Below are 21,118 nucleotides of genomic sequence, written 5' to 3' on the forward strand. Positions count from 1 at the left end.
GTTTTCTCACCTGAATACTGTACATTCTTAAAGCCCTTGAAGTTGATAATTAGCTCTCATCGAAAAGTGGGTTCGGCAGTGCAGGTTTTTTTTTAACGTAGCTGCAGCACCTGCCCAGACAACTGGAAGACTTTCTGGGTCCAGCAGTCCAAGTTGAACAAGCATACTGGCTTGATCCCACAGGATATGTTCGTAGGCTACTTTATCATTTCCGATTCCAACAATAACAATAAATGCTGACTCGACAAGTCTCCCAGTTGGTTCAATTCCAGGCAGCAGGTGGTCCATTTTTATCGTGTGAGTAAATGAGATGACTAATGCATTGATAAGTCGTTCCTCACTATATATTCTTGAAATTGTTTCGAAAGTGACATCAGGCAGAAAAAAACTGTCCAATAAGGCGTTTTGAGTAGAAAGTCTGTACCCCTTGAGGACCTTGGCCGCCAAGCAAAGTCGGTATATTGAGGACGTCTGGATTGGGCGCTATAGTCGCCAAAGTTTCGTCGAGATTTCCAGCCAGCTCTGCTTGTACATATTTATCGAAGGTTGCGTCAAGTTTCTCACGTAGACCTAGGCTGGGCATGCTACCTCCTGTTTAGAGAGTGCCTGTTGGTATCGTAATAGTCGGTGTTAGCACATAAGATAGCCCTTAGGTTCGCTATGCCTCCTTCTTTAGACCTGAGCAATGAATGAGTTATTTTTATAGATTTACTGCCCCATAATTTTTAGTGCGATATAAGGTGCCAAAATGAAAACCAGTGTTACAATTTTGTAAGTGCTCAAAAAGTCAAAATATTTGGAATTTAATTCTTTGGTACTTATTCTGAATAGCTTGCTGTGAATAGAAGCTATTCCATCATGCATATACACAATAATGGCTGTCGCCAAAATAAGGTAACAGATGTTAATTGCTGAGGCCCAGCCTAGGAACTCAGTGATTTGAGGGAGTGTAATCATAATGTCTTCCATGCAAGTGCATCTGTTTTCCTGGTATTTGAGGCCTGTTGGCTATACTTTTGTTTTCATTAAATACTCTAAGTGCCCAGTGTGTTTGTCAACTTGTTCTTTAATTAGCACAAAACCTTGAGATAAGTAAAATTGATAGCTGGGAAGGTTTTCTTTATAGACAGATAATGTCAGTTGAGATCGTCGAGACTTCGCATGAGAAAGTAACTGTTTTCCTATCCCCTGTCCCTGAAGATGTGGATAAACAAAGATAGCAGCCAGTGAATTTCCGTCAAGGGAGTAAAACCCTGCTATCTCTGTATCTCTTTCATAGATATAACTTTCTGAGGATGGTATGTAGATGCTGCGCATGCTTTCTAACTGTGACTGCCAGAACTCAGGGGAAATAAAGCTGTGTGCCTTAATGGAAGCTTTCAGCCAGATATCACAAATAGTATTCGTGTCATTCGATTTGTAGTTTCTAATCATGTGCTAAGGGTATCCTGGTTTTATTGACACGCTCTATATAAATCGGAGTCGTATTTAGGTGTTGTTTAGTTTAGCTGGAATGTTCTGATTTGTTGGGTAGGCAATTGGTCGTTAATGTTAAAAGTTTTTTCGGGGAAACCTTTTTTCTATCTGAATGCTAGTGAGCGAATGTTGGATGAGTTTTTATGATTATTCTAGTTTAGAGTCCTGTGCACCATGAAAGCATAATTTTCTGGTGATATATATTGTCTACAATATTTTCTTTCAGGTTGAGTCCGAAGCCTGAATTTATTTCGTTAACATTATAGGTATCGATAACGGGTTTTCTTGAGATTTTTCCAGCATTTAAATATATGCCCAGGTAATCTGGATACCTTATGTTTTCTCTGGTGGATTCTTGTTGTGTGTGATGTTTAATATTAAATGGTTCATCTAATCAATTTAATTTTTATTTGTTTTTTAATCCAAAGATTAACAGCCGAATCTGCATGTTAGGTTGATACAGCCCTGTTAACCCGAGCTTATCAAGCCTGATAATGGCTTAAAAACATCCCTGCAGTGCGCTCGGCTAGGGCCTCTTGTTCGGCCGGAGTTAGTGGACCGGAGAGTTGTAATAGCTGTGGCCAGAAGCAGCTGCCCTTGATCAGGTTGTGAATTTGTCCGCTCGCGATTTCTAAATCTAGCTGATTTAGGCGGCCGTCGGCTACAGCGGATTTTATCCAGCGCTGCACGCCGGTTTCATTGGCTTTAAACTTTTCCATTTCCTTGCGCAGGGCTTCCGGCTGGTGAAAGAAGTAGTCGAAGGCCATGCGGTTTAGCTCAATATACTGTGGGTTGCAGATGGTCTGTATTTCCAACTCCAGCAAGGTGCGAAGTTGTGAGTGCAGGTCTCTGTTTGGGCTGTAGTCACAGCCGGGGGACTGGGTTGCCTGCTGCCAGAGTTCGCCAATCAGGTACATGACCAGTGTCTCCTTACTGGCAAAGTGGTTGTACACTGTGCGTTTGGATACTTGGGCGCGGGCCGCCAGTTCATCCATGCTGGTACCTTGGACGCCGAGCTCCTGGAAGGCCTGTTTGGCCGCATCGATAATGGCCTGTCGCTTTAATTCACTTCTCGTCGGCTTCTTTTCATTCATGTGGCACTCGGTATCTCTGTTTACGCCCGGCTGTCCACCTGGCGGGGAATTTCACTTAATAACTAATTTTACACTAATTGGTTTACTTTTGCCTTTTTCGTCAATAAACTGCACTGTATAGTTTACCTAGTGGCATCTATGAAGAAGCGCTGTTGGTTATTAGTGGGAGTGATAGGTATGTCCATTGGTCTGTTCAATAGCTGTGCTACACAGTCTGAGAAGTTTCATAACACGGAAATCGACTACAAGGCCGGGATGGGTAAGATTGTTGATATGCTCGGCGCCTATGTCCGCGCTGAGAGGGCTGCGCCGGTACCGGCAGAGCCACTTCCCCTGCAGTCGATCACAAAGGAAATACTTACCAGCAACGAGACACAACCTACAGTTTACCGTCTGGGGCATTCATCGATATTGATTCAACTTGATGGCGAGTATGTGCTTACTGACCCCGTATTCAGCGATCGAGCTTCACCGGTGCAGTGGTTGGGGCCAAAGCGCTTCCATCCACTGCCTCTGTCTTTGCAAGACCTGCCCGTATTGAAAACAGTAATCATCAGTCACGATCATTACGATCATCTGGATAAGGCCAGTGTGCGAACCCTGGACAAGAAGGTAGAGCACTTTATTGTACCCACCGGTGTTGGCAGGCACTTGCAGGACTGGGGAGTTACGAAGGATAAGATCACCGAGCTTGCCTGGTGGCAGTCATTTTCTATTGGCAGCCTGCAGTTTACTGCGACCCCAGCCCAGCACTTTTCCGGACGCGGTCTTACTGACCGCGATAAAACTCTGTGGGCCAGCTGGGTGATTGCCGGGCGCGACGTGCGGATTTTCTTTAGTGGTGATAGTGGCTATTTCGGTGGCTTCCGGGAAATTGGTGAGCGCTTGGGTCCTTTCGATTTAACGCTGATTGAAACCGGGGCCTACAACGATCTTTGGAGCGAGGTGCATATGAAACCGGAGGAGAGTGTGCAGGCCCATTTGGATCTGCGCGGTCGTGCGATGGTGCCCATTCACAACAGCACTTTTGATCTTGCCCTTCACGATTGGTTTGAGCCTCTGGAGCGAGCGCAGTTGGCTGCCGAAGCCCAGGGGGTCACATTACTTACCCCTATTATCGGTGCTCCAGTAAATGTACACACGCCTGCCCCCACTCAGGCATGGTGGCGGGAGTTTATTAGGCATGGGCAGAGCGAACTGGCCGCTGGGTTGTGATTTATCTAACTTCACACAATTGCTTTCCTCGAGCCTGCTGGGCCGGCACTGAGACCGGCCACGGAAGTCTTATCATCGACAGCCCTTAGAACTGTTCTCCGGCAGAGTTGACCTCAGCGTAAACCACACTACTGCCATCCTTGTTTAGTTGCATTACCTGGTAGGGGGTAAAGCGATCACCTACTTCCATACCGGGGCTGCCCAGTGGCATACCGGGTACGGCCAGTCCCATGGCACCTTTCGGTGGATTCTTCAGAAAACTGTGGACCAGCTTGGCTGGCACATGCCCTTCGAAAACATAACCTTCCCTGGACACACTAGTGTGGCAAGACTGGTAACGTGGCTCGATTCCATACTGCTTTTTGATACTGTTGAGATCATCGACATCTTTTGCCACTACATCGAAGCCAGTTTTCTGGGCGTGATCTACCCAGAGTTTACAGCAGCCACAGGTGGCTGATTTATAGGTGGTCAGGCTGGGGCTTTGCGCCGGCACTTCGGTTGGATCGGCACAGGCGCTCAGGGCCAGGGAAGTAAAAACAATGGCGATAGCAGCCAGGAACGTGCGGTACATGAAATATCTCCTTTTCGTAGAAATCGGTAACGCCCGGTGTGAGAAATACACTGGGCGTTTGGCGCTCCGAAGGGTCTTCGGGCGCGAAAAAATGTTTGTGGTTATTGATCTAGTCGGGAAAGCGCAGGGGTACTTGCTACGACTCAGGAGGTAATAGGAGGACGTAACTCGGTATCTGGTTCCGGGGGGGAGTTGAATCGCAAATAGGTTGTATTACGCGGGCCCTGACGAAAAAAAGCGGGCTTGCTATCGGATAGGGCCGCGAGGCTATTGCTGAGCCCCGGGCAGCAGCTGCACTCAATACCGCAATCGCCGGCATGCTCGCTGCTGCAATCGGTAGGCTTATCTGTGGAACAGTGATTCTGTTCACTGGATTCTGCGTTCATTAGGGCCGGTGCCATTTCACCAGGCTCACTACAAGGTACCGCCGAAGCCAGGCCGGCAAAGGTGAGCAGTAGTATCAGTAGCAGTGAGCGGAAGAATCCGGGATGCATGGCTATTGCCTAAAGAAGTACAGGGACCAGTGTATGAGTTGGCAGATAGAGGTGCAAATGCAGTGGTGTTTTAGATATGGAGGAGAGGCTGTGTGGCGGCGCTACGGGTACCGCCACACATCAGTTTCGGGTTCAGGATTTGCCAAGGGGCAGGCAAAAATCCTGATGGCGCAATAGGTCCGGGCCACATTCCAACCTTTCCAGCCAGCCCAGGAATCGCTCCTTGGTTTCGTCTGCAGCAAAGTAGCCACCGTGCTGGGGTACGATCATTGAAGGGTTCAATTCACGGACCATTTTGACCCAAAGTCGGCAGGCCCAGTTGCCGCCCATATAACGCCGATGGAAGCCCTCCATTGACGGGATATGTGTGTCGAAATCTGTAACTTCACCTTCTTCACCTCCGAGGGAGGCACCGATATCCCCGGAAAATAGAATGCGGCTGACCGGATCGTAAAAGCTGAAGTTGCCACAGGAGTGCAGGAAGTGGGCGGGTAGGGCCCAGATCTCACTATCGGCAAAAGGCAGGACTTCGCCCTTGTCGTCCAGTGGCACTATGCGGTCCTGCCATTTCTCACTGCCTGCACGCGAGGCGACGAAGCCGGATACCAGGTGTGGCAAAAAGCGTGACCAGAGCTTCGACACTGCCACCTTGCAGCGGGAATGTAACATCCAGCGCGGTAGCGAGGCGATAATGTCCGGGTCCTGGTGCGAAGCCAGAATATATTCCAGGTCGCTCAGGTTCAGGTGGCGGCTGAGTTCGATGGTCAGGGGCGTATAGGTCAGGTCGCCGCCGGGATCGATGAGTGCCCCCTTGGTACCGCGGCGAATCACAAACTGGTTGGCCTGTACGCCATCACTGCCGTTCTGCTCATTGACCAGATCGCAAAAACGCGCAACCAGGTGGTGGCCTTGTTCAAATAGGATGTCCACGCCGCGGTTCCCCTTATTTCACCAAACCGAGGTACTGTTGCAGTCGCTCCTTGTTTACAGCAATACGGTCATTCATTCCTTCGGCATGTTTCTTGGCATCTTTTAGGTTGCTGGCTTCACCCACCTGGATCACCCCTACCATACCCAGCGGAAGGTGCGGGTCGCACTGGTACAGGTAAACGCCTTCCTTATTCAGGGTTACAGTGATTTTTTCACCCATGCTGCCGTTCCAGGTGGCGCCTTCGGCCGGGGAAAGCACCGAGTGGGTATTGTGGGCCATATCGGTTGGCAGGAAAGTCACGGTGTCGCCTGCAGCAACATTGAGGAAACCGGGTTCGAAGGTCATCATGCCGTCCTTACCTTGGTTCAACATCTTAACTTCGTGGTCTGCGGCCAAGGCGGAGGTCGAGGCCATGGCGAGCGCCAAAATCGCGCCGCGAAGAGAAATAGACGACATGCTTACTTCCTGTTTGATGATTAGTCGGTGTAATTGAATACCTCCCCATTAGTGGGTACAGGCCGCGGCGGATATTATCTCGGTGGAAACATGGCGAATTGATCTAGATCAATCGCACAGATGGCATAGATTGAGGAAAAGGGTGCCATCAAAAAGGAGTAGTGCAGGTGAGTCATTCTTGACCGCTAAGCGCTGCCCGTTGCCGCCTGATTGGAGGTAAACTGTGCGCCAATTAATTCGGACAACTGTTCTGGAGATGACCTTGGCTGCGAAACGCAAAATTGCCTACGTGTGTAATGAATGTGGTGCCGACTACACCAAGTGGGCGGGGCAGTGCAGTGCATGTGGCACCTGGAATAGCCTATCGGAGGTACGTCTGGGTTCCGAGCACAAGGATAGTCGTGCGGCCAATTTCACCGATTCGCAGAGCGGATATGCTGGCGCTGCTGGTGCTGGCAAGGTACAGAAACTTTCTGAAATTGACCTGAGTGAATTGCCACGTATTCCCACCACCGCTTCCGAGTTGGATCGGGTTTTGGGTGGTGGCCTGGTACCGGGCTCGGTGGTGCTCATCGGCGGTCATCCGGGTGCCGGTAAATCCACAGTGCTATTGCAGACTCTGTGCCATCTGGCCACCTCGATGCCAGCGCTGTACATCACCGGGGAGGAATCCCTGCAGCAGGTGGCTATGCGGGCCAAGCGTCTTGGATTGCCTACAGACTCCCTGCAACTGCTCAGTGAAACCGAAGTAGAGCGTATCTGCCTGGCGGCCAAGGAAGTGAGTCCGCGGGTGATGGTGGTGGACTCCATCCAGGTGATGCACATGAGTGATGTGCAGTCTGCACCGGGTTCTGTTGCTCAGGTGCGTGAGAGCGCGGCGTACCTGACCCGCTTCGCCAAGCAAACCGGCACTGCCCTAATTTTGGTGGGCCATGTAACCAAAGATGGCAGTCTTGCCGGGCCCAAGGTGCTGGAGCATATTATTGATTGCTCCATTTTACTTGAAGGCACCCACGACTCCCGTTTCCGCACTTTGCGCGCGCACAAGAATCGCTTCGGTGCGGTTAACGAGCTGGGGGTGTTTGCCATGACAGAGCAGGGGCTAAAAGAAGTGTCCAATCCCTCTGCAATTTTCCTGCAACGCGCTGAGGAAATTGCCTCAGGTTCAGTAGTGACTTCCGTATGGGAGGGCACTCGCCCGTTGCTGGTCGAATTACAGGCGCTGGTAGATGACAGCAGCCTGGGTAATCCACGCCGGGTGGCGGTGGGGCTCGACCAGAACCGTCTGAATATGTTGCTGGCGGTGTTGCATCGCCACGGTGGTGTGCTCGTGGGCGATCAGGATGTATTTATCAATGTGGTTGGTGGGGTCAAGGTAATGGAGACCAGTGCCGACCTGACCCTGTTGCTGGCTGTGGTTTCCAGCTTCCGCAACCGCGTTCTACCGCGGGATTTAGTGGTATTTGGTGAAGTGGGTTTGTCCGGTGAGATCCGTCCGGTGCCCTCAGGCCAGGAGCGTTTGCGCGAGGCAGCCAAGCATGGCTTCCGCAAGGCAATAGTACCCGCTGCTAACCGCCTAAAAAATGATATCGAGGGGATGGAGATGCACTCGGTAAAAACTCTGGCAGAGGCCCTTGCCGTTATTGATATGAGCTGAAGTGTGGTTTTTCAGTAAAATATCATTGTTTTTTTGAGGAGAAATGGCCGTTTCCAACGGTGTTTCTCCCGCTGCCAGTGATGCCTGAAAACATTCGCATTGAAATTTGTTGTTTAAATAAATTTTTAGCTGTGTCAGCCGAAGCCCCTTCTCATCTCTCTTTTGAGAGGTGTTTTCTGTAGGCCCCGACGAAAATCCTCCGAGGGCGTACCCTTATAGCAGCGTGGAATAATCGGCCACTCCTCAGTCAGAAAGTAAGCGTAGGTGCCTTCGGGAAAATCAGGGGTATGCACGAAGCGGCCGTTGCATTCATCAAGGGATCCAGAACCTTTCACGTATTCGTAGTCTGCTACGAAAGTGCCATCATAGTAGCCGCCTGGCTGCTTGCTGCCGGTAGAGCGCGGCCCGGCTTTTACCCGATAACTAGATCGCATTTTTACGATTCCGGATTCGCTACTTTGGCTATCCAGAAAACCGTAAAGAGCATAAATCGGGAAGCCATCTGCAGCCCAACCAATTAGTGGCGAGTGACGTTGTGGTGTCACTTGCAAGCGCGCCAAAAGCCCGGTCGGCAGGCCGTGGTAGTGGTAGGCACCGTTAGGTTGTACATGGGCAAAATTATCATCCACGCCCAGGGGAATGGCACCTGATAGGGCTTCATAGCGCCAAAGGCCGCGAATACCCAAATACCATTCTGCTGCACTGGGATCAAAAGGTACGCCGTTGATGCCAACACCGAAATTCTGCAAAGTTACCGGGGAGCTTGTTCCTGTAATTTGGGGGGTGGCTGGAACTCTGTATTTATAGCGTTGGGTTTCAATTCTGTGCGGGTTACCAGGATTGGGGAAAGTGCCGGTTTTGTGTGCTGAAATGCCGTTGGCTTCAATGATTCTCCAGGGGCCTTGTACAGATATTTCCACCACACTAGAGGCGATGGGTGTGCGAGTTGCAGGGACGGTGTTTTGCAACCCGTTGGACTGAAGTACTCGGTGTTTGCGTGCAGGAGGTCTGACTACAATGCGGTCCTGGGAAGTTGCTCGGGCGATATCCAGTCTTTCCGGTAGGCAGGTGAGTGCCTGTGACCCTGTTAAATTAAAACACAGGCCGATGTTATGTCCGAAAGTACAATTGGCACCGGAGGTAAGGTCTTGGCAGGCTCCAGTAGCTGTTTCTGGTAAATGACCCAGAGCTGCCGGAGTAACACAGACAAGACCTAGTAATAACCACTTTTTCATATGACAACCCAAAATTGCGTGCCCCTGACAGACTATAAATTTATTCGGGACTTTCTTCTTTATCTCTGAGCGGTCTGCGGCCTTCCACTTTTGCCGGCACGCAGACCAATTGCTCCTCCCTTGGAGGTATTCGGCAAGTGCCCTCCAAGGTGCCATGCGGAGTTTCAACTGCACAGCCACGCCCTTCCGATATACCGTTGCATGCATCAAAGGCCTCCTGGGGCGGTTTGTGCGGCTGTGCCACAGCTGTAGAAATAAGGGTCAGCAGGGCGATGGGAACCAGAACTTTATTCACCGTATTTTCCTTTTGTTGGTTGCGATGCGACCGCGGTATTAGCAGGATAGTCTTATAGCTGTGATAGGACACTTTCTGCAATAGGGGCATTATTTAATCAACCGTTGAAAGTCAACATAATTTAGGAATGCGCAAGGAATGTGGAAATTTTGTAAAGAAATGTGGATGAAAGTGAGGTGGCTAGAGCCCTGAAGAACCAAGCACTTACTAAAAAGGAAAAACTCTTCGCTCGGTACGGTATGGGGCATAGTTGGCAAGTTGACCCTGAATGCAGTTTATCCTGTCTCTTCTAATGTGCGAATTAACCTGCGCGGACAAGTATGCTTTACAGGTGCTACTGTGAAGTAGCGGGCTCTTATACTATGGGTTCTGATTTCTATCCAGGGGTGCAGGTTAGCCTATAGAGAGAGCTTCTTAGGTTAGATAATTTGTTGGGGTGATTTCACTTCTTTCCTTTCTATTCCTCCTAGATATACCCTTGTTGGATATAAATGATAAATTTAATGGCCACACCTGATATTTGTATTGGCGGCTATTCTTAAAAATATTTGGCATGAGCTATTACTATTGCAGTTACTCTTGTTGTAGCTACCCGGTTCTCAATGGTTGAAAGGTATGGCGATATTTAGTTGCAATGGCGTGGACATAATCTATGAAGTTCGGGGAAGTGGCCCACGTTTGGTATTTCACCCCGGAACCCTTAGTGACCTCAGAGTTCCCCCGACTATTTTTGACTCCCCATTGGCGAAACACTTTGAGATACTGAGCTTTGACCCACGTGGTATTGGACAGTCTAATTCCCCTGATGCCTCTCCAGAGATGTCCGACTATGCCGATGACCTTCAGCGACTGCTAATACATCTTGGCTGGCAGAGTGCTCTTTTTATTGGAGAATCTTTTGGCGGAATGGTTTTACAGGAGTTTGCCCTGCGATATCCGCAACTGGTGCAAAAGCTTGTGTTGGTGGTGACTAGTTCTGGTGGAATTGGTGGAGCGTCATTTCCTCTTCATGAATATGACATCGAATCTATGACCACTAATGAAAAAGTAGATTTTTGGATCTGCTCGGGCGATCGGCGTATGTCAAGCCCTGATGATATACATACATTGCCAGAGCTCTATATCCCATTAAGTAATTATTACAGTAAAGTTTGTGAAATTTCAGAAAATAAAAATGAAGGTGCTTTGTGTCGTCTACGACAGCTCAAGGCGAGAATGGGGCATGATACTTATGAGCGTTTGCCGGGGTTAAATAGGGAAACGCTAATTTGCGGAGGACGCTACGACAATATTGCTCCTTTCTAAAATCAGCGGGCACTGTATCAGCAGATATCCAATGCTCGGCTGGGGATTTTTGATGGCGGCCATAATTTGCTGTGGCAAGATACTCTTGCCTGGGATTTCATTTTGGATTTTTTGACTCAGGGCTAAGAATTATATTTTTTAATAAGGTGTACCATTTTCTATATTCTTAATTATTGCAGGTTCTCTTGAAAGTACTGGACAACAAGACAAAGGTTTTTACCTTAGTAGCGTATGCTGAGCGGCAAGGTGGTTGTTGATAATTCGGCGCTCGAAGAAGTGCAGTATAGTGATCTTATATGCCGTTGATTTGATATGTTGGTGGTGGCAGGGGTAAAGCCACATTAGCTATGAGCATAGGCGATAAGATTTAGTTTCTGGCTATTCTTTAAGTGTTACCAGTTTTATTTAGTATTTGGGGGTAAGTGAAAAAAATGGCGGGCTGATTATATGCCGCTCTGCAGTTTTACCCTGGCCTGGACACCTGTAAGGTGTCGGTTCGTTAGGATTGACCGGGCAGAGGGGTTGCCTTGTCAATCCTATTCGAGAGTGCTATTACTCGACTTCCGCAGCTTCCCTGGCTGCAACGTTTGCCATCATCTGGCGCCTCACTCGCATTGGGGTGGTTCCGAACCAACGATAGCAGGCGCGGTTAAAGGAGCTCTGTTCACGATATCCCAGCATATTGGAAATCTGTGACATGGGGGGCTGCTTGGTGCTTAAGTAGTACTCGGCACGTTCACGTCGGATACGATCCAGCAGATCTTCAAATACCAGGTTGCGGTCCCGCAAGCGGCGTTGCAGGGTGCGCTTGTGCATTCCTAGCTGGTTGGCAACTTCCTGCAGGCTGCAGCGCTTTAATGGCATCAGGCAGTAGATCAGTTGCTGTACCTGTACCACAAGGCTGGCCTCCCCCTGTTGCAGAAGCTCCTCAATATAGGTCTTCAGCAGTGGGCGCAAGTTGGGATTACACTTTTCTGTAGGGTGCAGCAGGGAGCTGCTGTTGAGAATGAAAGCATCTTTTTCGCGGCCAAAGTGCACCGGAGCCCCGAAGAAGCTTTCATACTGGTCGTGTAGAGGTCGTTCAGTTTGCAGGTGTACAGACTCCAGTTGGAAGTTTTCGCCGCACAGGTTTTGCAATGCTATCAGAGACACTCCCAGGAGGAATTCACGGCACTGATCCAGTGCAAGCGGTATTTCCCCCTGAGCACTTGCCTGGAGATCATCTATACAGTGAAACCCGAGTAATGTATGTCGTCCCTTTTTCTGTAATTCTATACGCAGGCTGTAGGGTGGCTTATCAAGCTGCTTGATGGCTGCATTCAGGAATTCCCCCAGAGTAAGGGATTGCAGTACAGCGGCTCCCAGTGATCCCAGTGCAGCGGCTCCCTGGCTGTGAGCAAGACGCAGTCCGAAATCGGCACAGCTCAGTTGATGTGCACTCTTATCCAACAGTTCATTGACGGACTTCAGAGGGAGATAACCGTTAAGGTTCTCAATCTGCTGGGGATTTATTCGGGCACTTATTAGCAGGCCTTCAGGGCTGCCATTAAATTGGCTCACCAACTCGTAAAAGCCCGTTAACAGCGTCGTTCTTATTTGTTGAGTCAATTTCTTAGAATCCTGTATGTCACCCGGATAAATGAGTTATGAACTTTTTGCGGGTTGAATAATTTGATCCGGCGGAAGTGATTCGACTTTATGCGGAACCCCGATGTAATAGAAAACCTGAGCCTTGTGGCACATTATTTATGGTTATCTTTAAAGAGGTTTAACTGCTCAATAATGAGGACAGTCCTGCCGACGAGGGCCTGCTTTATTTCGACGTTCCAATATGTCAGTGATGGATGAGCAGAAGCAGTCACCACCTCATAAGATGAGGGTAGTGCAGGGCACAACCATAGTGCTCATCCTGAGCGGATAATAAATGATAGTTAGATCAGGGCAGGGCGCTGGTGGCGATAATCCGCGTATCGGTCTCCGCTAAATGTTATTACAGGTATCTATATTACTTGTTTTTTTTAGGTGTTTTGAAGGGGATTAATCTAGCGGGAGATTTAAATGTTGTCACCTAATGAAAAAAAATACCCATATAACCGGCCATTTAAGAAAAATATTCCTCAAATTGCGATAAATGCCTTTTTTGTTTTATGGTGACTACTTCTATAGGAATAATAATTTTTTAAGGAAATTAGTCGGAAATTGGTTTTTCCCAAATACGTACTCCTTGAGTAGGCCCTAATTATTAATAAATGGGACTTTGGTTCAACTTTAAGTTTGTCGGGGGTAGGGGACGGGCAAAAAGAAGCCCGCATAAGCGGGCTTCTCAGGAGGTTGGGTTTCAGCCACCGTAGTAGGTTGCTGCACCGGGGCCAACGGGCAGGCCGAAGGCGAATACCCAGATGTAGAAGAGAGCGGTCCAGCCAACAAGGAAGAAGATTGAGTAGGGGATCATGGTGGCAATCAAGGTTCCCATCCCCAGGTTTTTCTTATAGCGGGCGGCGAAGGTAATGATCAGGCCGAAGTAGCTCATCATTGGCGTAATCACATTCGTCACGGAGTCGCCGATACGGTATGCCGCCTGGATAACTTCTGGTGCATAACCCAACAGCATCAGCATTGGCACGAAAATGGGAGCGGTCACAGCCCATTGCGCGGAAGCACTACCCAGCATCAGGTTTACAAAGCCACACATCATGATGAAGAACAGGAAAAGCAGTGGTCCCGTCAAGCCAATACTCTGCAGCGTGTCTGCGCCCAGTACGGCAAAAATAGTGCCCAGGTTGGTAACCTTGAAGAAGGCAACAAACTGAGCTGCGAAGAATACCAGCACAATATACATGCCCATGCTGTTCATGCTTTTGGCCATGGCATCGATCACATCGCGGTCATTCTTCATGGTGCCAACCACCTTGCCATACACGAAACCGGGAATGGCGAAGAAGATCAGGATGAGGGACACAATACCTTTTAGGAAGGGGGAGCCAGCGACCAGGCCGGTTTCCGGGTTGCGAAGCACTCCCCATTCGGGCACGACGGACAGTGCAAAAAGGGCGGAAACAGCCAAAACGGCGAGGCCAGCGTATTTGAGCCCGCGCTTCTCAGCGTCGCTCAGAGTGCCCAGCTTGTCCTGGCTTAAGTCGACAGAAGCTTCTTGAGGATCATATTTGCCGAGCTTGGGTTCCACTATTGCCATGGTGACCCAGCTGCCAACAATCGTGATAAGGAAGGTACTGACGATCATAAAGTACCAGTTCACTTCGGGGCCAACGCTATATGTGGGGTCGATCATATGGGCCGCAGATTCAGTGATGCCCGATAGTAGTGGGTCCACAGTACCCAATAAAAGGTTGGCGCTATAACCACCGGAAACACCAGCAAAGGCCGCAGCCAGGCCCGCCAGAGGGTGGCGCCCCAGGGAGTGGAAGATCATTGCTGCCAAGGGTATCAGTACAACGTAACCAAGCTCTGACGCTGTATTGGAGATAATACCGGCGAAGACAACAATCACGGTTACGGTGCGCTTGGAGGCTTGTAGTACCAAGCCGCGCACAGCGGCACTGAGTAGGCCGGAATGTTCCGCGATGCCTACACCAAGAAGGGCTACCAATACCGTTCCCAAGGGGGCGAAGCCGGTAAAGTTCTTCACCAGGCTGGTGACGATCATCCTGAGACCATCGCCGCTCATCAGGTTGAAGACTTCAATGACCCCATCGGGATCGCGTCCTGCGGCACCTACCGGGCGTGGGTCCGCCACTGACAGGCCAAAATAGGAAGCCACTCCACTGAGTACAACTACCCCAACGGCGAAGAGGGCAAACAAAGTGATGGGGTGCGGGAGCAGGTTACCGAGCCATTCCACCACATCCAGAAAGCGGGTAAAGGCCGTCTTGCGCCCCGGTGGGCTATCCTGCTGGTCGCTGGGGGAGGTCGTTGTGGTCATTGTTTGTCCTCAATCATCTTGGTGTCGGGCATCCCTAATTGCCTCTGGAACGCCCGTTAGCCGAATAATTGGCTGAAAAATGTGCTAAGGCCGCGATCATACACAAAAGTCCTTTGGGTAAGAATGCCTCAAGGGGAATGTTATTTGCGGTTCAGTCGTCAAATTTCAGCTGAGAACAAGCAGCCATCAGTGTTGGTAGGACATTGCGCGCACAGCTGTGGCGCCCAAAACAGTCGCTTGAAAGTGTCAATTTACGCGGCAGGCTTAGCGACCAGCCATTCGCGAATATGCCATAATCCCAACATTCAGCAGTCAACCCAGCGGTGAAATAATGAAGATTGGAGTGTTAAAAACCGACGATGTACGCACGGAACTGGCCGGCGAATTCGGCGAGTACCCGAAGATGTTTGCCGACCTGTTGCGCAGCCAGGATTCTGAACTGGAGTTCATTACCTACGAAGTCCAGCACGGCCATTACCCGGACCAGATAGATGAGGTGGATGCATACCTGATCACCGGTAGCAAAACGGGTGTCTATGACGAAAAGGAGTGGATTCCACCGCTGATGGACTTTGTGCGCAAGCTTCACGATATAAAAAAGCCGACTATAGGCATCTGTTTTGGGCACCAACTGATTGCCCAGGCACTGGGGGGCAGAACCCGCAAATCTGATAAAGGTTGGGGTTTGGGGGTTCACACCTACGAGATGCAGGAAACCCCCTCCTGGATGTCTGAGCCTATGAACAACTTTAGCCTGTTGGTCACCCACCAAGACCAGGTTGAGGCATTGCCACCAGGTGGTCGAGTTTTGGCGTCGAGCGAGTTTTGTCCTATGGCAATGCTGCAAGTGGATGACCATATGCTGAGCTTCCAGGCACACCCAGAGTTTACCAAGCCCTATTCCAACAGTTTGATGGAACTACGCCGCGAAGCCTTTGGTGAAGAGGTTGTGGAGAAAGGCCAAGCCTCCCTGCAGAATGATATCCACGAGAATGTGGTTGCCAGGTGGATGTTGGAGTTTTTGCGTAAATAGCCCTATTTCTAGGGGGCGAGTTCTCCGTCCCCTTGCGCTTTTCTTCCCAGTCTTTAACTCCAATTCTGTCAACTTTTTACACTTTTTTGATCATTGTATATTGAAGTGCTATTTGCCTTCTGGGATTTTGACTTCAGGCTCGCTTTGGAGAGGAAAGAACTTTTATCTTTCGATCCATCCTAGTCCTTCCACCTGTATTCGATATTTATAGGGGACGGGAATTGAAAATTTAGCCCGACAATGCTTATTGTTGTTAATTCTTGCGTGATAATTTATTTATTTTTAGATGTGATTGGCGCTCTAATTTTCGTGTAAGTTGTTCAATCTTGATATCTTATCTTAAAAATAAGTTGACTGCCCTGTTTGGCTCTTAGCTCTAATGCATGTTTTGGCGTAAATGTTTCCTTTTGGGTTCAATATATTTTTATATGTATTGAGTTCTTAGTTTGAAAGAATAATATTTGCCAGAGTGTGAATGGCACCCTGGTTAGATAGTACTTTCCTGGCGTTAATGATTAAGGATAGTGTAAACAATATCCTTTTATGGGGATATGCAAATCATGTGTTTCGTTCGGAAATCATGCTGGAAAGTGGTACTTAATCACTCAATCCGACTAGTAGAATTTTGTCGGTCCTTAGGTTCTGTAGAGTTAATTTTAAGTGGGTCGCTGGAGGACGATCAACACTTTAAGCTTGATATCAAAAATTAATAAATTATAAATATGATGATATTTAAAAGGATGGCTTTATGATATTTTTCAAGAGGACGTTGTTAGCTGCATCTATTAGCTTGTCGGCTTTTGGTGGCCAGGCGATAGCCGCGGGGAATGTGAATGGAGCTATTGAGGGGGCTGTTTTTGGGAGTAATAAGACCGAAATAACGGAAGCTACTGTCATTATTGAGAATGAAAAAAATGGCTTTAAGCGGACAATGTCTACTGGAAGGGATGGAGATTTTAGAGTTAATCTCCCTAGCGGGGTCTATAAGGTAACGGTTCAAAAGGAGGGGTATCAACCTACTATTGTTGAGGCTGTCGCTGTCTCAATTGGAAGTTCTGCTAATTTGAATATATCCCTTTCACTAGGAGACCTAGAGGAGGTTGTAGTTTTTGGAGAGGTGGCTCCAAAAATACGTACTGGAACGGCAGAGTCCTCACTTAATATTGGATTAGCTGATATAGAAATGTTACCTGTTTCTCGTAATATTGAATCAGTTGCTTTGTTAGCCCCGGGAACGGTTTTGGGGGACTCCGGGTTTGGAGAGGATAAGGATCTAATATCTTTTGGTGGCGCATCTGTTGGAGAAAATGCTTATTACATTGATGGGCTAAATGTAACCAATTTTAGGAATGGGCTTGGTGGATCATCAGTCCCTTTTGAGTTCTATGATCAATTTCAAATCAAAACTGGTGGGTATAGCGCTGAATTTGGGCGCTCACTAGGTGGTGTATTGAACGCTGTTACTAAAAGGGGAGGTAATGAATTTGAATATGGAGTAGTTGCCTATTATGAACCTGCGGCACTTCGCTCAACTAGTCCGGATACATTGTCTACTGATGGCACATTATATGATCTGAACTCTGAAAATGAGCAGTCAAGATATACGACTGATTATTATGTTAGTGGCCCTATTATTCCAGATAGGTTGTTTTTTTATGCATTGTATGAGCAACAGGAAACAATTGAGGAATTTACAACAAGAGCTGATCCTGGCACTTTCAATGATAGGGAGATTGGTGATGATTTTTGGGGTATGAATTTAACTTGGAATATAACTGATGATCACATAGTTTCTTATGTACAGTTCTCTGATGAGCGCACAAGAGTAAATAAACAGTTAAATTATGATCCCTATAACAAGAATAAGCAGGAGTATAAAGGTACAGTTTGGGATGATCGTGGGGGGGATAATTGGCTTTTTCGCTACGATGGACAAATAACTGATAACTTTAGTGTTTCACTTCTCCATGGTGAGAATGAATATTCCCTAACAACTACTAGTACTACTGATGCAGAATGTCCTTATGTTGTCGATACAAGTGATGGTGCACTACCGGGAAATTCATCTACTTTCCCAGGGTGTGAGGCTAGCTCCAGGCCTCAAACTGGTGGCGATGAGCGGGTTGCTGATCGTATAGATTTCGAGTGGGTTTTGGGGGATCATGCTGTGCGGTTTGGCTATGATCAGGAGAATAATTCCTCTACATCCATAGAAACATATTCTGGTACCAGTTTCCGTGCAGAAGGAGGTGTTTATTATCGCTACTATACTTATGCACCTGGAGAAAAGCTTTCAAATGGCGGGATAGTTCCTGATGTGAATGGAGATGGTTCGGATGTTCATATTGTTCGGTACCGTCTGGGGGAAGTTTCTGGTGATTTTGAGGTGGAGTCCAGAGCTTTTTATATAGAGGATACTTGGGATATTACTGACACCCTTACGATAAGTGCCGGAGTTCGCAATGAGACCTTCTCCAACTATAACGGGGAAGGGGACGTTTTCATTGAAATTGACGATCAGTGGGCGCCCAGGCTTAGTTTTTCTTGGGACCCTGCTGGCGATGGTGAGTCTAGGGTATTTGGTAACTGGGGGCGATATTTTATGCCAATAGCCTCAAATACAAATGTGCGCCTCTCTGGTGGTGAGTTGGGATTACAGCGCTATTTTATATTTGATGATAAGTATGATTTGAAAACATTTGCGCCTTCCAACCTTGGTGTTGATGGAGTTCCAACCTCTCAGGAGATTGGGCCTGTCCAAGTTACTTCTAGTGGTGAAGTTCCAGATAGTGCACAGCTGTCAGATCGAGATTTGGAGCCAATGTACCAGGATGAAATTATTCTTGGCTACGAGAGGGTTTTAAATGGTGATTGGACCGTTGGTGTAAAGACTACTTACCGAGATCTAAAATCCCATATAGATGACGTTATCATCGACCATGCAGTTGATGCTTTAGGTTATGAGCACACTGGGGATGCCCATGGATATGTGCTTGCTAACCCTGGTAGTGATATCACCATACCTTATGATCGGTATGGCACTGGTGTGTTAGAGATGACTACTTTCCCAGCTGAACTCTTAGCCTATCCAGAGGCAAAGCGAACTTATAAAGCACTGGAGCTTTCTGCACAAAGGGGCTTCGATGGTGTTTGGGGGATCAATGCAAGCTATACATGGTCTGAGAGCAAAGGTAATACTGAAGGTTACGTGAAGTCTGATAATGCTCAAGATGATGCTGGTATTACACAGGACTTTGATTTCCCTGAGTTGATGGATGGAGCTGATGGCTATCTACCTAATGATCGAACTCACAAGTTCAAAATATATGGTAATTACCAGATAATGGAGAACCTGCTTTTCGGAGCTAACTTTCTCTTGCAGTCCGGGCGGCCAATTAACTCCTTTGGTACGGGACATCCGAATGGCTCTGTAGAATATGGTGATACTTATTATCTCACTGACCCTGATGGAAATCTGATTAAAACAAAACGTGGGAGCCGGGGGAGAACTAGTTGGGTTAACCAAATAGACCTGTCATTAGTCTACAGTACGCGAATTGGATTGGCAGATGTAGAGCTTAGGGCGGAGATATTTAATATACTTGATGCAGACGCTGAAACTGAAGTGTATGAGTTTGCCGAGTTGAGCCCAGGAATTTCTGATCCAGATTGGGGGATTAATCAAGTTTATCAAACACCTCGTTATTTCCGTTTTGGCGCAAGCGCGCGTTTTTAAAAGTGTTAAGGCTCTAATGGTTTGAAGATTTTGGGGGCTGTCTTTAATTTAAGGAAAGATGGCCTCTAATATCGCTGTTTACAACTCCTATATATGGTTGATTTTTAATTGTAGGTTTTTTTATATTGTTGCCTTTTCACTAGAAAAGACTAGTTTGTTCCTGATGTAAAGTCTTCATCAAACAAAAAAATCCTTACCCTAACAGGGTCTTCTATTTGAAATACCTTTCTAGCTGTTTCATCTAGCCGAATGGCAAGTTTCTGTAATATTTCATGAGTAAGCGCAGGTTTTTTACAGTATGTAATTTCAATATAGCAGCCTGACGGTTTTACATAGTTTGATTCAATAACAGCGGTTATAGCATGCTCCCCCTTGGCTTCCAGGCCTTCAATAATAATCTCATTAAATATAGCTGGAACAGAATCTGGAACCAGTTTTGAGGCCTCTATAAATATCTTACAGCTGGGCATATGTAAATTTCCAGAAGTGGTGATATGGATAGATGCTCAATTTAGCACTAAGTTTCATGAATTGTGGGCAGTGTGGCAAGCCATCCAGTATATTTACTATATCGATATCGACATTTAGGGAGAATGTCTCAACCTGATTACATTGTAGCTGCTTGTCTGGGGTGCTGCATTTTTGAATGCCGATCAATAGAACGAAAAGATGGTTTTTATTGATCAGATAGAAATTCTAGTTGTAGAAGGGTGCTCGATCATAGCCTGAGAATATAAGGATCGGTAATTGGGGCACTATGACCAGAGGGGATCTCTATTAATCTTCACCTATCCTGACTTCCCCCAAGTATGGCTCTTTGGAAAGAAGGGTATATAGTGTTTGTACAGGTTGTGCATGTGTATCTTAGTCCATATCTTGATTTTACGAGTGCAGGGACGATCGGATGGGAGAGTCGGGTTTCATCTAACCCAGGATATATCCTTGGGTTTTTTAATGTTAAAGGACCTGGTATGTGTGGGCATGAAATATCTGGCCCCCAGAACCAGCTTGACTGTGATGCGCCTTGCGGTTCGATTTGTTTCTGGGAACTGTTCATAGAAGCTATATTTACCATTGGACAATGGCTGTATCCAAACAAATCCGTTTCTGGGTTCGCTTTCTGCTCTATCGACTACATCAGTAGTGGTGATTCCACCCAGTTTATATACAACCAAGATGGTATCCTTAAACCCCCTCCGCTTAATAATACTGACTATACCTCCGATATATTTTTCAATACGAATATTGGAGTTGAGTAAGTGGTGACGTGAGCTGAGGTTTGTTTAGGACAGGTTGCTAACATGGTTTCCTGTTGCTGTTAGCCTTTGGGTAACTCGTGAAAGCATCAGGCAAGATGTTGGAATGCAGTTCATCAACACATAAATTTTCGTTACTGCAAATTACCTTAAGCGATAAATTCATAGCACTACAGCTTAGAATTAATTATTTTTATATATTTTAATATCTTGGGTTTTTTCTGGGTTTGATTCCAGTGAGTCTTATTTGGTTATGTAGTAAGGGGTTTTATGAGTGAAAAATTGAGTATTAGGTATGGCATAAAATAGTGCTTAGGAATGGGAGTGCTAACAGAAGGTTGTTGACAGGGGGGGCTGCTGATGTATGCCTTTATTTTGGGGGTTATTTTTAAAATTCAAAAATTTTTTGTAGGAGAGAAAT

At 47.4% G+C, this 21,118-nt stretch carries 19 protein-coding genes; 5 read left to right on the plus strand and 14 right to left on the minus strand.

Going from position 1 to position 21,118, the window contains the following annotated elements; translation table 11 throughout:
- Positions 1-27: 27 nt before the first annotated feature.
- From GL2_RS21685 to GL2_RS09390, 5 genes are all read right to left on the minus strand, one after another.
- Complete coding sequence (locus GL2_RS21685) at positions 28-396, minus strand: hypothetical protein (RefSeq protein WP_197736543.1); 369 nt, start codon at positions 394-396, stop codon at positions 28-30.
- Complete coding sequence (locus GL2_RS21690; RefSeq protein WP_197736544.1) at positions 374-583, minus strand: hypothetical protein; 210 nt, start codon at positions 581-583, stop codon at positions 374-376. The genes GL2_RS21685 and GL2_RS21690 overlap by 23 nt, the downstream gene beginning before the upstream one ends.
- A 125-nt stretch (positions 584-708) precedes the next feature.
- On the minus strand, positions 709-969 hold the full coding sequence (locus GL2_RS22345) for a DUF6868 family protein (protein ID WP_370452138.1): 261 nt from the start codon (positions 967-969) through the stop codon (positions 709-711).
- Positions 970-1,008: 39 nt separating this feature from the next.
- Entirely contained in the window at positions 1,009-1,434 is a 426-nt protein-coding gene (locus GL2_RS09385; RefSeq protein ID WP_143730405.1) for an N-acetyltransferase, read from the minus strand.
- A gap of 524 nt (positions 1,435-1,958) precedes the next feature.
- Positions 1,959-2,570 (minus strand): TetR/AcrR family transcriptional regulator, encoded by a 612-nt coding sequence (locus tag GL2_RS09390; RefSeq protein WP_143730406.1) that lies wholly within the window; start codon positions 2,568-2,570, stop codon positions 1,959-1,961.
- A gap of 138 nt (positions 2,571-2,708) precedes the next feature.
- Here GL2_RS09390 and GL2_RS09395 point away from each other — a divergent pair, with 138 nt between their 5' ends.
- The gene (locus tag GL2_RS09395) at positions 2,709-3,785 is read left to right on the plus strand and encodes an MBL fold metallo-hydrolase (RefSeq protein ID WP_172621103.1); all 1,077 of its coding nucleotides are present in this window, start codon (positions 2,709-2,711) and stop codon (positions 3,783-3,785) included.
- A gap of 85 nt (positions 3,786-3,870) precedes the next feature.
- Here GL2_RS09395 and GL2_RS09400 read toward each other — a convergent pair whose 3' ends face one another.
- The 4 genes from GL2_RS09400 to GL2_RS09415 all read right to left on the minus strand — a co-directional run bounded on the left by GL2_RS09400 (position 3,871) and on the right by GL2_RS09415 (position 6,240).
- Positions 3,871-4,359, minus strand: coding sequence for a DUF411 domain-containing protein (locus GL2_RS09400; protein ID WP_143730407.1), 489 nt, complete (start codon positions 4,357-4,359; stop codon positions 3,871-3,873).
- 143 nt (positions 4,360-4,502) lie between these two features.
- The gene (locus GL2_RS09405) at positions 4,503-4,853 is read right to left on the minus strand and encodes a hypothetical protein (protein ID WP_143730408.1); all 351 of its coding nucleotides are present in this window, start codon (positions 4,851-4,853) and stop codon (positions 4,503-4,505) included.
- 132 nt (positions 4,854-4,985) lie between these two features.
- Positions 4,986-5,783 carry an MBL fold metallo-hydrolase gene (locus tag GL2_RS09410; protein WP_143730409.1) on the minus strand — a complete coding sequence of 266 codons (798 nt, stop codon included), beginning with the start codon at positions 5,781-5,783 and terminating at the stop codon, positions 4,986-4,988.
- Between the two features lie 13 nt (positions 5,784-5,796).
- Positions 5,797-6,240 carry a pseudoazurin gene (locus GL2_RS09415; protein ID WP_143730410.1) on the minus strand — a complete coding sequence of 148 codons (444 nt, stop codon included), beginning with the start codon at positions 6,238-6,240 and terminating at the stop codon, positions 5,797-5,799.
- Between the two features lie 256 nt (positions 6,241-6,496).
- Here GL2_RS09415 and radA point away from each other — a divergent pair, with 256 nt between their 5' ends.
- The gene (gene radA / locus GL2_RS09420; protein ID WP_143732852.1) at positions 6,497-7,897 is read left to right on the plus strand and encodes a DNA repair protein RadA; all 1,401 of its coding nucleotides are present in this window, start codon (positions 6,497-6,499) and stop codon (positions 7,895-7,897) included.
- Between the two features lie 134 nt (positions 7,898-8,031).
- Here radA and GL2_RS09425 read toward each other — a convergent pair whose 3' ends face one another.
- Positions 8,032-9,132, minus strand: a complete 1,101-nt coding sequence (locus GL2_RS09425; protein ID WP_143730411.1) for a YHYH protein — start codon at positions 9,130-9,132, stop codon at positions 8,032-8,034.
- A gap of 40 nt (positions 9,133-9,172) precedes the next feature.
- On the minus strand, positions 9,173-9,427 hold the full coding sequence (locus GL2_RS09430; RefSeq protein ID WP_143730412.1) for a hypothetical protein: 255 nt from the start codon (positions 9,425-9,427) through the stop codon (positions 9,173-9,175).
- Positions 9,428-10,042: 615 nt separating this feature from the next.
- Here GL2_RS09430 and GL2_RS09435 point away from each other — a divergent pair.
- Positions 10,043-10,732 carry an alpha/beta fold hydrolase gene (locus tag GL2_RS09435; RefSeq protein WP_143730413.1) on the plus strand — a complete coding sequence of 230 codons (690 nt, stop codon included), beginning with the start codon at positions 10,043-10,045 and terminating at the stop codon, positions 10,730-10,732.
- 552 nt (positions 10,733-11,284) lie between these two features.
- Here GL2_RS09435 and GL2_RS09440 read toward each other — a convergent pair.
- Together GL2_RS09440 and GL2_RS09445 are read right to left on the minus strand one after the other, a co-directional pair.
- The gene (locus tag GL2_RS09440; protein ID WP_143730414.1) at positions 11,285-12,340 is read right to left on the minus strand and encodes an AraC family transcriptional regulator; all 1,056 of its coding nucleotides are present in this window, start codon (positions 12,338-12,340) and stop codon (positions 11,285-11,287) included.
- Between the two features lie 730 nt (positions 12,341-13,070).
- The gene (locus tag GL2_RS09445) at positions 13,071-14,672 is read right to left on the minus strand and encodes an AbgT family transporter (RefSeq protein ID WP_143730415.1); all 1,602 of its coding nucleotides are present in this window, start codon (positions 14,670-14,672) and stop codon (positions 13,071-13,073) included.
- A gap of 331 nt (positions 14,673-15,003) precedes the next feature.
- On the opposite strand from GL2_RS09445, the gene GL2_RS09450 reads away from it, so the two are divergent.
- Both GL2_RS09450 and GL2_RS09455 read left to right on the plus strand, forming a co-directional pair.
- Positions 15,004-15,705 (plus strand): GMP synthase, encoded by a 702-nt coding sequence (locus GL2_RS09450; RefSeq protein WP_143730416.1) that lies wholly within the window; start codon positions 15,004-15,006, stop codon positions 15,703-15,705.
- A 748-nt stretch (positions 15,706-16,453) separates the two neighbouring features.
- Positions 16,454-19,441 carry a TonB-dependent receptor gene (locus GL2_RS09455; RefSeq protein ID WP_143730417.1) on the plus strand — a complete coding sequence of 996 codons (2,988 nt, stop codon included), beginning with the start codon at positions 16,454-16,456 and terminating at the stop codon, positions 19,439-19,441.
- Between the two features lie 149 nt (positions 19,442-19,590).
- Here the strand turns inward: GL2_RS09455 and GL2_RS09460 are convergent, their stop codons facing one another.
- Positions 19,591-19,911: a hypothetical protein gene (locus GL2_RS09460; protein ID WP_143730418.1), complete on the minus strand. Its 321-nt coding sequence runs from the start codon at positions 19,909-19,911 to the stop codon at positions 19,591-19,593.
- Positions 19,912-21,118 lie beyond the last annotated feature (1,207 nt).

Source organism: Microbulbifer sp. GL-2 (assembly GCF_007183175.1).
Lineage (GTDB): Bacteria > Pseudomonadota > Gammaproteobacteria > Pseudomonadales > Cellvibrionaceae > Microbulbifer.